This window comes from Planktotalea sp. (genome assembly GCF_050633725.1).
Lineage (GTDB): Bacteria > Pseudomonadota > Alphaproteobacteria > Rhodobacterales > Rhodobacteraceae > Planktotalea.
In genome coordinates, this window is sequence record NZ_JBOEHB010000007.1 from 141,849 (window position 1) to 155,049 (window position 13,201).

Here is a 13,201-nt window from a genome sequence, read left to right on the forward strand (position 1 = left end):
ACATGCACGGCGGCAACGGCATTTCTGCCGAGTTCGGTGTGATCCGTCATATGGTAAACCTCGAGACAGTGAACACCTATGAGGGCACACACGACGTTCATGCGCTCATTTTGGGGCGGGCGCAGACTGGCTTGCAGGCGTTCTTCTAAAGACTTTTGTTATCAACGTATTGAGCGCTGCTGTTAATGTAGCGCTCAATGTATCTGAGGGCGAAAGGGCTGACTTGCGCGACTTCCCATTTTGGTATCTGTATTTCGCATAATCAGTATTATGTAATTTATTTAGATGCGCAAAACCCTTAAAAATATAGGTTTGTGAAACCCTGCTGTGCGCGACGCCAAGATGATTGCACTTAGGTCGCCATCGATTTGGCTGCTTTGGGCAGCACCTTATTGAGGCTGGATTGCTCAACCAGACGAGTCCTTGCTTGGGCTTGTCGCGACGTAACCTTGCTGTTCTTGTTCCAAACCCCTGTTTTCTTGTCAATTTCCTGCGAGTTTGGCGCTAAAATACGCTGCATCCTCTAGACACATCGCTACGTGATGCGTCAAAGTATGCATCCACGAAGATGGAACCTATATGACTCGCGTTTTGATATTGAATGGCCCGAACCTGAACTTGCTCGGCACGCGCCAGCCAGAGGTTTACGGAACCACCACCCTAAGCGATATCGAAGACATGTGCCGTGCGCATAGTGATGGCGCAGAAATCACTTTCATGCAGTCCAATCACGAAGGCGCTATGATTGATGCAATTCATGCAGCGAAATCTACGCAGGACGGCATTATCATTAACGCCGGCGCATATACACATACATCAGTTGCGCTGCATGACGCGTTGGCCTCGGTCGAGCTGCCATGCGTTGAAGTGCATCTGAGCAATATTCATGCCCGTGAGGCGTTTCGCCATCATTCCTACATTGCACCTGTCGCTCTTGGGCAGATAGCGGGTTTTGGCGCTCAGAGCTACTTGCTCGCGCTTGACGCGCTTGGCGCACATCTTGAGGCACGTGTATGAGCGAGCTGCGCAGGTTTCTGGAGCAATTAACAGCGGCGCCGTCTGCCGAGGCTTTGTGGGATCTGCATTGCTCCAAAATGGCGGAATATGGTTTTGATCGGATCATCTACGGGTTTTCACACTATATGTCGGAAACCTCGATGGGAGATCCCGAGGATTTCATTTTACTAACCAATCACGATCCAAGCTACATGGAGCTTTTCATCGGTAATGGTTTGTATCGGGATGCGCCGATGGTGCGTTGGGCCTTGCACAACGTTGGTGCCTGTAGTTGGCGGTTCTTGTGGGATGAAATGGCGCGCGGTGCGCTGACTGAACGTGAGAAGCAGATCATTGCGATCAATCAGCGCCACAATGTGACTGCGGGCTATTCGATTAGTTTCAAGGCGATTACATCGCGCTCTAAGGGGGCGATTGCACTGACTGCGCGCGAAGGCATGACGCAGGCTGAAGCAGATGAGATTTGGGCCGAGCATGGGAGCGATATTGTGTTGATGAACAATGTCGCGCACCTCAAAATCGTCACCCTGCCCCATCAATCAACGGGTCGTTCTTTGACAAAACGTCAGCGCGAAGCGCTTGAATGGGTCGGCGACGGCAAAACGACCCAGGACATTGCTATGCTTATGGGGCTGACGTCGGCGACGGTCGAAAAACACCTTCGCCTCGCGCGTGAATCGCTGAGTGTTGAAACAACAGCACAGGCCGTACTGAAAGCTGCGTTTCAAAACCAAATGTTCATCGTGGATGGCATTCAGGGCTAAAATCCCGTCAAAACAGGCTAGAAATCGCTTTTCACAGCGAAATACATGCTTTTCCAGTTTTACCCAAGAACGTCAATTTAGCGTTAAAGTAGCAAAGGTATGGAATCCTTTACTTTTGGTCAGCCGCTTGATGACGCATAGTCAACGTGTTCCGTGAGTGGTGGCTTTAGCCTAGGAACTTACAGAAAGTTAACCTTGTGATTACAAGGCTCTACCTTTCTTTGCCAGAGAGATCTGGTGTCGGTTCAGGCGGCGTATAGTCCGCCGTCTGACCGGCTTGTATCGCTGGCCTGCCTCATCCCCAATGTTCGGGCCGGTGATCTTATTTTGGCGGCGCTCTCAATTTTCGGGGGCGCCGCTTTTTATTTTAGCGATTTGAATCGCGCTCTAGCGTAAACATGTTTCTGAGCGGTAATTCTTGTTTAAAGTTGTTATAAATTTCACCATTTCGAGTAGGAGGGATCATTGTGGATACAGAAATTGAAACCCGCAAGCTTGATCTTGAAGTCAAGAAATTTGAACACAACAAATTGGTCAACGCGCGAGCGGAGCGCTCAAATCGTTATGCAATCTTCGCAAGCTTGCTCGCGGCGTTTGTTGGATTGGGTTCCCTGTTGTTCTCAATCTTCGCACAACGCGCCGCTGAAGAAGCAAGTACCGCAAGCGCTATGGCCCAAAAAGATATCGCAGCATTTAATGCAAAAATAAATGTGATCAACGCCAATACGCAGCAAGGGCGAGCAAAAATTGAATTGCTCCGCATCGGAGTGAACCATCTTGAAAAAATGATCGACAAAGATTTATCTGCAAAAGAGCGTGCAAGAAATTGCTTTATTGCCGCCCAATTCGCAATTGTCGAAGATAACGATTTTGAGAAATCTCGCCATATTCTGTCTTTGCATAGGCAGTACTTGGAGCGTTCTACGCAGGGTTCCGAACAAGACAGCGCTCAAGACATGTGTAAAAACAAAGTTTTAGAGCTAATTAGCGCTCCAGAAAGTCAGGCATTGAGTGTCGTGGCACCGGATCGAGTGCCAGACAGTTTTGAAGCTCCTGAAACTAATAACAAAATTGCCGAGAATGTTGTGGTTCTCGCATCCTATAGGTCCAACAATTGCAGCATTGCGAAAGCGGCGCAAAAGGCATTTACCGAGTCTAAAATCTTCGATGAACCGCTGATTGTCGCCTTTTCACGAAGCCAACATTATTCGGTTGTTTATAGCCCGACCCAAGACAGTACACCGATCAATGAGTTTTTGGTTGATGCACGAGAAAAAGGTGCCGATGCGCGCGAAAGACTGAACACTGCTGAAGAAGACGATATCGACCGCCCAAACCTGCAATATGTTGCGGATGCCTTTATTGCGGGCACCTCGGGTTGGCAAAACACGCCTGTTGACGCCTGCCCCGATCAAGAGTGACAAAACTAGGTAGCAAAATGCAAAAGCGCCGCGCGAAATGAATCGCGCGGCGCTTTGTAACTTAGAAGAGATGAAAGAGCTTTAGCCCTTCATTGTTTTCGCAACTTCTGCTGCGAAATCTTCTTCTTTCTTCTCAATGCCTTCGCCAACTTCAAGGCGGACATAAGATGTGATCTCAACGCCTGCTTCTTTCGCCGCTTCCGCAACTGTCAGATCAGGGTTCACAACGAAGGCTTGGCCCAAAAGCGTGCTCTCAGCGAGCCACTTTTTCATGCGGCCAACGATCATTTTTTCGATCACTTGCTCAGGCTTGCCGGACTCGCGTGCGATATCCATCTGAACTTGCTTTTCTTTTTCGACAACATCCGCGTCGAGGTCCGCTTCGGACAGAGCTGCTGGGTTTGCCGCTGCAATGTGCATTGCAACCTGCTTACCGAATGCCTCGTTCTCAGCTGACAAAGCAACCAGAACGCCGATCTTGCCCATGCCAGGCGCTGCTGCGTTGTGAACATAAGACACAACAGACGCACCTTCTGCGGACGCCATGCGGCGCAAAGACATGTTCTCACCGATTGTCGCGATTTTGTCTGTCAGAACTTCAGACACAGGCTTGCCGCCCATATCCGCAGCTGCAAGACCTTCAACATCGGATACGCCCATTGCAACAGTCGCGATACCGCCAACCATCTCTTGGAATTCCGCGTTTTTGCCAACGAAGTCGGTTTCAGAGTTCACTTCAACCGCAACGCCTTTGCCGCCTTCAACTGCAACGGCCACAAGGCCTTCTGCTGCTGTACGGCCGGATTTCTTAGCCGCTTTTGCAAGGCCCTTGGTACGCAGCCAATCGATTGCTGCTTCCATGTCGCCGTCTGTTTCTGTGAGCGCTTTTTTTGCGTCCATCATGCCTGCGCCGGATGAATCGCGCAGTTCTTTAACCATGGCTGCTGTAATTGCCATTTTCATATCTCCTAGAATGGGAAAACGAGGGCGGGCCTACCCTGCCCTCGTAAAAGATGCGTGACGCTTAGCTGGCAGCAGGTGCTTCTTCAGCAACAACTTCTTCAACCATTGCTTCTTCCATCGCGCCAAGGTCAACACCGGCTGCGCCAAGCTGAGCGGACATGCCGTCAAGCGCTGCGCGGGCCGCGAGGTCACAGTAAAGAGCGATTGCGCGCGCTGCGTCGTCGTTACCTGGGATGATGTAATCGATGCCGTCAGGGGAGCAGTTCGTGTCAACGATTGCGACAACAGGAATACCCAGCTTGTTCGCTTCTGCGATTGCGAGGGCTTCTTTACGCACGTCGATGACGAAGATTAGGTCTGGTGTTCCACCCATCTCGCGAATACCGCCAAGGGAGGCCTGCAATTTCGCCTGATCGCGCTCCATGCCGAGGCGCTCTTTCTTTGTTAGACCTTCAAAGCCTGTTTCCATCTTTTCGTCGATGGATTTCAAGCGGTTGATAGACTGAGAAACAGTTTTCCAGTTTGTCAGAGTGCCGCCGAGCCAACGGTGGTTCATGTAATACTGTGCACACTGCTCAGCTGCGTTCGCGATTGGTGTCGCCGCTTGACGCTTTGTACCGACGAACAAAACACGGCCGCCTTTTGCTACAGTGTCACGGATCGCATTGAGCGCCGCGTCGAGCATTGGAACGGTTTGTGTAAGGTCCATGATGTGGATGCCGTTACGCGCGCCATAGATGAAGGGGCCCATGCGTGGGTTCCAACGCTGTGTTTGGTGGCCGAAGTGTACGCCTGCTTCAAGCAGTTGGCGCATGGTGAACTCTGGAAGAGCCATGTCGTTTTCCTTTTCCGGTTTCGCCTCGGTGGGGGTATGAACGGATGTTCAAACCGGCGGACGTTTGAGGATTTCTCCCTCAAAGGCCCAACCCCACCTGCGGGATTTAATAGCGCGCGTATAGGGCGGGTAATCGCAAAGCGCAACTAACAAATTCTTCTGCGAAGAATTTTGACCAGATGATCTTCTGCGAAGATCAACAATTGGATCATAATAGCCTTAAAAACCTTCGCAGAAGGTTTTGTTTTTCAGAGTATTCGCAGAATACTCTGCCTACCCGAGCTTTGCTTCTCGAGCCGCACGAAGCTGGGCAAAATCATCACCTGCATGGTAAGATGAACGCGTCAAAGGTGTTGCAGACACCATCAGGAACCCTTTTCCCCACGCGGCTTTTTCATAGGACTTGAACTCTTCAGGATCAACGAAACGGGCAACCCGGTGGTGCTTTGGCGTTGGCTGCAAATACTGTCCGATTGTCAGGAAATCCACGTCTGCGGCGCGCATATCGTCCATAACTTGTTGCACGCCTTGCTTTTCTTCACCAAGGCCGACCATTATTCCCGACTTTGTAAAAATGCTTGCATCCATCTCTTTCACTTGCTGCAGCAAACGAAGGGAATGGAAATACCGCGCTCCAGGGCGCACTGTCGGATAAAGACCTGGCACTGTCTCAAGATTGTGATTGAACACGTCTGGGCGCGCTTCAACGACAGCTTCAACCGCGCTTACATCACATTTGAGAAAATCAGGTGTCAGAACTTCGATCGTTGTTTCGGGAGCGCGGTGGCGTACCGCGCGGATCGTTTGCGCGATGTGCTCTGCGCCACCATCTTTCAGGTCATCACGATCTACAGATGTGATAACGACGTGGTTCAGTCCCAAGGTTTCGACGGCATGCGCAACGCGGCCCGGCTCGAATGCGTCCAAAGCCTCGGGCTTGCCCGTAGCGATATTACAGAACGTGCAGCCACGCGTGCAAATTTCACCCATGATCATCATGGTCGCGTGGCCTTGATTCCAGCACTCCCCCACATTAGGGCAACTGGCTTCTTCGCAAACCGTCACCAGCTTGTTTTCACGTAGGATATTGCGAGTCTCTTTGTACCCTGCCCCGCTCGGAGCTTTTACGCGAATCCAGTCTGGCTTTTTAGGCTGAGCATTGTCTGGGCGATGCGCCTTTTCCGGATGGCGTTGGTCAGGAATTTTCAGGTCGCGCATGGATCAGCCCTCAGCTGGAAACGGAATATGTGTCATTTAACATACATTCTTGTAACAGCCAGAGCAGTAGACGCATAGCAGCTTTGTGCGCGTCACAACGCCCAAGGGGGCACGGCGCAAGAAACCAATCCTGCGCCGGCTGTGTCTTTGCATTTGGGAGGACATGCAAAGAGAGTGTCGCAGGCCATTTCAACCAATCAAAACATCACCAAGCTCGGTTTCATAAAACTGATGGAGACGCTGCAAGGCTATTCGCAGAACAATTTTTCCAGATCGCGCTGACCAGCCCATTCGTTTTTCGGCGCTTTCAAGGCCTTCAAGGTAGCAACAACAGCGCAAGGCAACATCGCCAAGTCCTGGCCCGAGGTATCGCAGCGCCTGAGCGACCCGCGCGCGCGCGTCGCTTGGCGCCTCTTTGCCATTCGATCCAACGCGTGCGCTACCCTCAACCCCAGCCGTTAGAAAACTGTCCCAGTTCTGCGTTACGCTCTGTCCCATCTGCGCGAGCTCAAAGTCTTCGCGCAAACGCTCGGCAGCGTTCACCAAAGCCTCGCTTAGAAAATGCGTGCCATCCTTATCTTTGCGACGTGACAAAGCAGTAACCGGGCTTTCAGTTATCGAATACCGAACGCGTCTTCTGGTTTTGCTCGGGTCTAAAGCGCTGTCATCAAGGTTCCCACCCCTGAAATCATCGCAGATATCTGCAAGCTTTGCACGGCCTGCAGGCGTGATGCGATATCGCGAAATGCGCCCGGGCTTGCGGCACTCGACCCAAGCATTCAGTGCAAGTACGGATACAAATTCGGCGCTGATCGAGGCTGTTTTGCTTGTCGCGCCATTTTGACCTTCTCGCACCACAACTGCGGTTTCCATCCCTTCGGCCACCGCAAGAACTGCGCCTGTCTCGCTTAATCGGCGCAATATTCGTTGGGCTTGGCGGTCTATATCGGGGGTTTCGGGATGTGAAATGTTACACATATCATCTGTCTCCTTGGCGCAAAAACGAGCAGTGCCATGGAAAAAACGGGAACTTAGAGCATGTAGAGCGCGGTCCACGAGAGGATCATCGCGGCGTATCTCGATCTTGCGGATCTGGCGTAAAACAGTTGACGCATGACAGCCTGAACGACGAGCGACTTCGCGGATTGTTAGCCCCTCCTCTGTGTGGGTCAAATACCTGTGAACGGCCTCTGGCACCCATGCAGGAATGGTTAATGAAGCCGAGGGCATTCCCCCGTGTGTTGATTGGTTCGAACTTAGCTGCGTCACATCTACTGACCTTATTATGCAAAAGTTACCCATAGGTTTTTCCACAACCTGAGAGGTAATCGTTACCTAACGGTTAACGATCTGTCGGTTCGTTAAGTATTGTTTCCAAAAGATAAACAATTCTGAAGTCGCCGTGCGCTTGAAGCGAGCGATGCGCAACACACTTATAGGTTGCATAAAGTGCTACTTGTAACCGATCCAACGAGGGACACACGCATGCAAGATATTTCAACACAACTTTCTAAACTCAAACGCCCAAAGCTCTTGGTAAATGCCGCCCGACTCGGAATGAATGACTATCGCCGAAAATCGCACCTGTCGCGTATTCTTCGTGGCCCTGTCCCGTCCAAAGCGGGTGCCGTTTTGATGTTGCTGAGCGATTTGGAAAACCAGTCAAACAACTTAAGAAAAACGCGCGATGCTGCTTATAGCGTCGCGCGTCATGTAGAAGTTCTTGTTGCCCTGATGTTTGAAGCCCAACGCTACAACCAGCGCGACGCTTAAGCTCGCCCTAAATAAAGGCGTCTGGCATCGAGGCTTTCTTATCAGCAACATAGGTTTGTAAGGCGAGCAATGTCTCGGGATCAATCTCTGGCTGCTGATATGTAGCAAGCATTTGTGCGACGCGCTCTTGAGCAAGCGTTTGCGTGTCGCGCGCGCCTTCATCTGCCCAAGTTTCGAATGGCTTATAGTCAAAGGTCTCAGAGCGCCAAAATGCAGACTTAAAGTTGGCTTGGGTATGCGCGCACCCTAAGAAATGCCCGCCTGGGCCAACTTCGCGAATGGCATCCATCGCTTGTGCGTTTTCATCTATCTCAACACCCTTGGCCATGTGGTGCAAAATGCCCAGCTGATCTGCGTCGATGACAAATTTTTCGAACGAGGACACAAGGCCACCTTCGAGCCAGCCACAGGAATGGAGCATAAAGTTCACACCACCAAGCAAAGCCGCGTTATGGGTATGGGCTGTTTCATAAGCAGATTGCGCATCTGGCAATTTTGATCCGCATAACCCACCGCCCGAGCGGAACGGTAAACCAAGACGACGCGCAAGTTGGCCCGCACCATATAGAATATGACTTGCTTCGGGCGTGCCAAATGTCGGCGCACCAGAATTCATGTCGATCGAGGTTACAAATGCACCTGCAATCACTGGGGCACCGGGGCGCACCAATTGACTATATGCAATTCCGGCAAGCAGCTCAGCCATCACCTGCGTTAAAGTTCCAGCAATAGAAACAGGCGCCATCGCGCCACCTACGATAAACGGAGAAATGATGCAGGCTTGGTTGTTGCTCGCGTAAACTTCCAGCGCGCCCATCATCACATCGTCAAACGTCATAGGTGAGTTGATGTTGATCAGCGACGTCATCACGGTGTTTTCTTGAACGAACTCTTTGCCGAACAAAATTTCGCACATCTCAACGCTATCTTGCGCACGGCTAGGCTCGGTTACAGAGCCCATAAAAGGTTTGTCGCTCAAGGTCATATGCGCGAGCAACATATCAAGATGGCGTTTGTTAACGGCGACATCTGTCGGTTCGCACACTGTCCCGCCCGAATGGTGAAGCCATTTGGACATATAGCCAAGCTTTACGAATTTCTGGAAGTCATCCATCGTGGCGTACCGCCGCCCACCTTCAACATCGCGCACGAAGGGAGGGCCATAAACAGGCGCGCACACCATGGTGTTGCCGCCGATCACAACGTTGCGCTTAGGGTTTCGTGCGTGTTGGGTAAAGCTGGCAGGCGCGGTTTTGCAAAGCTCTCGCGCCAGCCCTTTAGGAATACGCACGCGCTCGCCTTCAATAATGGCGCCAGCTGCGCGCCAACGTTCAAGCGCGGCCGGATTATTGACGAAGTTTACCCCGATTTCTTCTAGAACCTGCTCTGCGTTGGCTTCGATGATGTCGAGCGCAGAATCGCTAAGCACTTCGTAGTTCGGGATATTGCGTTCGATATACTTGGCCGTTTCAAAGCTGACGGCGCTGCGCTCTGCGCGGCGTGCTGCGCCGCCTCCACCGCGTGTTCTTCGTGTGCGCGCTGCTGCTTCTGCCATGACGTATCCTCACCCAATCAAGTGCGTTGTTCAATTTGATCTCTTTCTAAGCGGCTGTTCGATATGCGTGCGGTGTAATAGCGGCGATTGCGGTGTAAAAGCGACCTTCGCGACAATTGCGGCCCCAACACGCGCGCGCATCGCATTTGGATCATCCATCTGAATTGACCTCTGCGCCGCCCTGACATAGAGGGTTGCCATGACAGATATATCCCACGACCGCCTCCTGATTATCGACTTTGGCAGCCAAGTGACGCAGCTTATTGCGCGCCGCTTGCGCGAGCTAAGTGTCTATTGCGAAATTCACCCCTATCAGAACGTCACTGACGCGTTTTTGGCCGATTTCGCGCCCAAGGCAGTGATCTTGTCAGGCGGTCCAGATAGCGTGACCCGCGAAGGCTCACCGCGCGCGCCTGAAAGCCTGTTTTCTTATGGCGTTCCTGTGCTCGGCATTTGCTACGGTCAGCAAGTGATGATGGAGCAACTTGGCGGCAAAGTTGAAGGCGGCAAGATTTCAGGTGGCGGCGGCACAGCGGAATTTGGTCGTGCCTTTGTAACGGCCGAAAACACACTTGATCTGCTTGATGGCTGGTTTGCTAAAGAAAACGAGCAAGTCTGGATGAGCCACGGCGATCATGTTTCCGCCCTTGCACCAGGGTTTGAGGTCTTTGGCACCTCGCCCAACGCGCCTTATGCGATTACCGCAGATGCGTCGCGCCATTTTTATGCTGTGCAGTTCCATCCAGAAGTGCATCACACACCAAACGGTGCCAAGTTCTTTGAGAACTTTGTCAAATTGGCTGGATTCACCGGCGATTGGACAATGGGGGCCTACCGCGAGCAAGCGATCGAGGCGATCCGCGCGCAGGTTGGCGATAAGAAAGTCATCTGCGGCCTCTCTGGCGGTGTTGATAGCTCTGTAGCTGCGGTTCTGATCCACGAAGCGATTGGCGATCAACTGACCTGTGTTTTTGTCGATCATGGATTGCTGCGCAAAGGTGAAGCCGACGAAGTCGTCGCCATGTTCCGCGACAATTACAACATGCAGTTCATCCATGCGCAGGAGCAGGACTTGTTCCTTGGTGAGCTAGACGGTCAAAGCGATCCTGAGACCAAGCGCAAGATTATCGGCAAGCTGTTTATTGACGTCTTTCAAAAATACGCGGGCGAAATTGAAGGCGCTGAATTCCTCGCGCAAGGCACGCTTTACCCCGATGTCATTGAAAGCGTGAGCTTTTCTGGCGGTCCATCAGTGACGATCAAATCGCATCATAACGTGGGCGGCTTGCCTGAGAAAATGGGTCTCAAACTGGTTGAGCCACTGCGCGAGTTGTTCAAAGACGAAGTACGCGCCCTTGGCCGTGAGCTTGGCCTGCCCGCCTCCTTCATCGGTCGCCATCCCTTCCCTGGTCCGGGCCTTGCGATCCGTTGCCCCAGTGAAATCACCATCCAAAAGCTCGACATCCTGCGTGAAGCAGATGCGGTCTACATTGATCAAATCCGCAAGCACGGCCTTTATGACGAAATCTGGCAAGCCTTTGTCGCAATCCTTCCTGTGCGCACAGTGGGCGTGATGGGCGATGGGCGCACTTACGATTTTGCCTGCGCTCTGCGTGCGGTGACATCCGTCGACGGGATGACAGCGGACTATTATCCGTTCAGCCACGAATTTCTTGGCGAAACGGCTACGCGGATCATCAATGAAGTGCCGGGCATCAACCGTGTAACCTACGATATCACCTCCAAACCTCCCGGAACGATTGAATGGGAGTGATCTTCTCTGCTGCTAAGTGGCCTTGCTCACCAAGCGTAGAGACAAAGTGATGCGTGAGCTTGCCCCAGAGCTTCGCGCGGCAATCTGGATGATCGGCTCGATCGTGTCGTTTTCATTCATGGCCGTCGCGGGGCGTTGGCTTGCTGAGGGGTATGATACCTTTGAAATCATGCTCTATCGCTCCATTACGGGCGTTATAGTCGTTCTTGGCGTGGCCAGCGCGTTGGGGACATTGGGGCAAATCACACGCCGCTCCGCGCCAATTCAAATCGTGCGAAACCTGTTCCATTTTGCAGGGCAAAACCTTTGGTTCTTTGCCATTACCGTCATTCCTTTGGCGCAGGTGTTTGCGTTAGAATTCACATCCCCGATTTGGGTTCTTGTGCTCTCGCCTATTTTTCTGGGCGAGCGGCTTACCCAGCCTCGGATCATTGCCGCAGTGCTTGGTTTTATCGGGATTTTGATCGTGACCCGACCAGGCGCTACGCCGATAAACATCGGGGTCATCACAGCCGCACTTGCCGCGATTTGTTTTGCGCTGACAGGGCTTTTGACCAAGCGTCTAACGCGCACTGAAAGCCTGACCTGCATTTTGGCTTATCTGACTGTGACGCAAGCGGTTTTCGGGCTGATTTGCGCAGGATACGATGGTGATATCGCGCTTCCTACGGCCCAGAGCGCACCGCTTCTGGCGCTGGTCGGCCTTGCCGGGCTGATCGCGCATTTGTGCCTGACAAAAGCACTTTCCATCGCGCCCGCAACCGTTGTGATGCCAATTGATTTTACCCGCCTCCCCTTGATCGCGGTCGTGGGGGTAATGGTCTTTGGAGAAGCTCTAGATCTGTGGGTTTTTGTTGGAGCGGCGCTGATTTTTGCTGGCAACTACTACAATATTTGGTCTGAAACCCGCAAAGCGCAGGTTTCGGATTGAGAGTACCCGCGCACTTGGGCAAACCAACCCCATGAAAACCAACAAAGACATTTCACCCCTCGCTTGGGGATTGCTCGCACTGCTGGCACTGGCTTGGGGCGGCTCGTTTCTTTCAATTCGTATCGCATTGGATGAAGTCGGTTTTCTGACCTCTGTTGCACATCGCGTCGGGTGGGCCATGTGTTTGCTTTGGGGTTATGTTTGGCTAAAGGGTCTACCCTTTCCAAAAGAAAGCCGAATCTGGATCGGCTTTCTGGGCATGGGTTTGCTCAATAATGTGATTCCGTTTTCGCTCATGGCTTGGGGGCAATTGACGATCGAGAGCGGCTTGACCTCGATCTTAAACGCGGCAACAGCGATCTTCGGCGTGTTGCTCGCAGCGGTATTCTTTGTGGATGAACGCCTAACACTGCGCAAAGCAATCGGTGTGGGGCTCGGTTTCTTGGGGGTTGCCACGGCAATTGGTATTCAACATTTGCTTGCCTTCAATCTGCAATCGCTTGCACAAATCGCGGTGATTGGCGGCACGATTTCTTATGCGCTTGCGAGCATTTGGGCGCGCAAACGTCTGGCGGGGCTTGCGCCCGAAGTGGCCGCTGCGGGGATGCTCACAGGCTCTACGATCATCATGCTGCCGGCGGCTTGGATCATTGAAGGCCCGATGACATTGGCGCTAAAGCCGATCACGTGGGCTGCCATCGGCTATTACGTGATCATCGCGACCGCGCTGGCTTATCTGCTTTATTACAAAATTCTCGACCTTGCAGGCAGTGGCAATCTGATGCTTGTGACCCTGCTGGTTCCGCCTGTCGCGATTGTGCTTGGGGCAATTTTTCTTGGCGAAGCACTGCACCCGCGTGCCTATGTTGGTTTTGGCTTGTTGGCGCTTGGACTGATCATCTTGGATGGTCGCGCCGTTGACGCCCTGCGACGGGGCAAGTAGCAAGGCA

General features: G+C 52.4%; 13 protein-coding genes. 8 read left to right on the forward strand and 5 right to left on the reverse strand.

Annotated elements, in window-relative coordinates:
* From ACRBCU_RS08020 to ACRBCU_RS08035, 4 genes are all read left to right on the forward strand, one after another.
* Window positions 1-149 (forward strand): acyl-CoA dehydrogenase family protein (locus tag ACRBCU_RS08020; protein ID WP_431364945.1); only part of this gene is annotated, 149 nt, incomplete at its 5' end.
* A 430-nt stretch (window positions 150-579) separates the two neighbouring features.
* Entirely contained in the window at window positions 580-1,017 is a 438-nt protein-coding gene (gene aroQ, locus ACRBCU_RS08025; protein WP_431364852.1) for a type II 3-dehydroquinate dehydratase, read from the forward strand.
* On the forward strand, window positions 1,014-1,781 hold the full coding sequence (locus ACRBCU_RS08030; protein WP_431364853.1) for a helix-turn-helix transcriptional regulator: 768 nt from the start codon (window positions 1,014-1,016) through the stop codon (window positions 1,779-1,781). Before aroQ ends, ACRBCU_RS08030 begins: the two co-directional genes overlap by 4 nt.
* Window positions 1,782-2,248: 467 nt before the next feature.
* Complete coding sequence (locus ACRBCU_RS08035) at window positions 2,249-3,202, forward strand: hypothetical protein (RefSeq protein ID WP_431364854.1); 954 nt, start codon at window positions 2,249-2,251, stop codon at window positions 3,200-3,202.
* 81 nt (window positions 3,203-3,283) lie between these two features.
* Here ACRBCU_RS08035 and tsf read toward each other — a convergent pair whose 3' ends face one another.
* From tsf to ACRBCU_RS08055, 4 genes are all read right to left on the reverse strand, one after another.
* A complete protein-coding gene (gene tsf, locus ACRBCU_RS08040; protein ID WP_431364855.1) occupies window positions 3,284-4,159 on the reverse strand; it encodes a translation elongation factor Ts in 876 nt (291 codons plus the stop codon).
* A 67-nt stretch (window positions 4,160-4,226) separates the two neighbouring features.
* The gene (gene rpsB, locus ACRBCU_RS08045) at window positions 4,227-5,000 is read right to left on the reverse strand and encodes a 30S ribosomal protein S2 (protein ID WP_431364856.1); all 774 of its coding nucleotides are present in this window, start codon (window positions 4,998-5,000) and stop codon (window positions 4,227-4,229) included.
* Between the two features lie 273 nt (window positions 5,001-5,273).
* Window positions 5,274-6,218, reverse strand: a complete 945-nt coding sequence (lipA, locus tag ACRBCU_RS08050) for a lipoyl synthase (RefSeq protein WP_431364857.1) — start codon at window positions 6,216-6,218, stop codon at window positions 5,274-5,276.
* A 189-nt stretch (window positions 6,219-6,407) separates the two neighbouring features.
* Window positions 6,408-7,196: a DUF6456 domain-containing protein gene (locus ACRBCU_RS08055; RefSeq protein ID WP_431364858.1), complete on the reverse strand. Its 789-nt coding sequence runs from the start codon at window positions 7,194-7,196 to the stop codon at window positions 6,408-6,410.
* Window positions 7,197-7,703: 507 nt separating this feature from the next.
* On the opposite strand from ACRBCU_RS08055, the gene ACRBCU_RS08060 reads away from it, so the two are divergent.
* A complete protein-coding gene (locus ACRBCU_RS08060; RefSeq protein ID WP_431364859.1) occupies window positions 7,704-7,991 on the forward strand; it encodes a DUF6477 family protein in 288 nt (95 codons plus the stop codon).
* 7 nt (window positions 7,992-7,998) lie between these two features.
* On the opposite strand, the gene ACRBCU_RS08065 is transcribed toward ACRBCU_RS08060, so the two are convergent.
* Window positions 7,999-9,546, reverse strand: a complete 1,548-nt coding sequence (locus ACRBCU_RS08065; RefSeq protein WP_431364860.1) for a trimethylamine methyltransferase family protein — start codon at window positions 9,544-9,546, stop codon at window positions 7,999-8,001.
* Window positions 9,547-9,745: 199 nt separating this feature from the next.
* Here ACRBCU_RS08065 and guaA point away from each other — a divergent pair, with 199 nt between their 5' ends.
* The 3 genes from guaA to ACRBCU_RS08080 are packed head-to-tail and all read left to right on the forward strand — an operon-like array spanning window position 9,746 to window position 13,194.
* The gene (gene guaA, locus ACRBCU_RS08070; RefSeq protein ID WP_431364861.1) at window positions 9,746-11,320 is read left to right on the forward strand and encodes a glutamine-hydrolyzing GMP synthase; all 1,575 of its coding nucleotides are present in this window, start codon (window positions 9,746-9,748) and stop codon (window positions 11,318-11,320) included.
* A 49-nt stretch (window positions 11,321-11,369) separates the two neighbouring features.
* Window positions 11,370-12,251: a DMT family transporter gene (locus ACRBCU_RS08075; RefSeq protein WP_431364862.1), complete on the forward strand. Its 882-nt coding sequence runs from the start codon at window positions 11,370-11,372 to the stop codon at window positions 12,249-12,251.
* Between the two features lie 31 nt (window positions 12,252-12,282).
* Window positions 12,283-13,194 (forward strand): DMT family transporter, encoded by a 912-nt coding sequence (locus ACRBCU_RS08080; RefSeq protein WP_431364863.1) that lies wholly within the window; start codon window positions 12,283-12,285, stop codon window positions 13,192-13,194.
* Window positions 13,195-13,201: the final 7 nt, after the last annotated feature.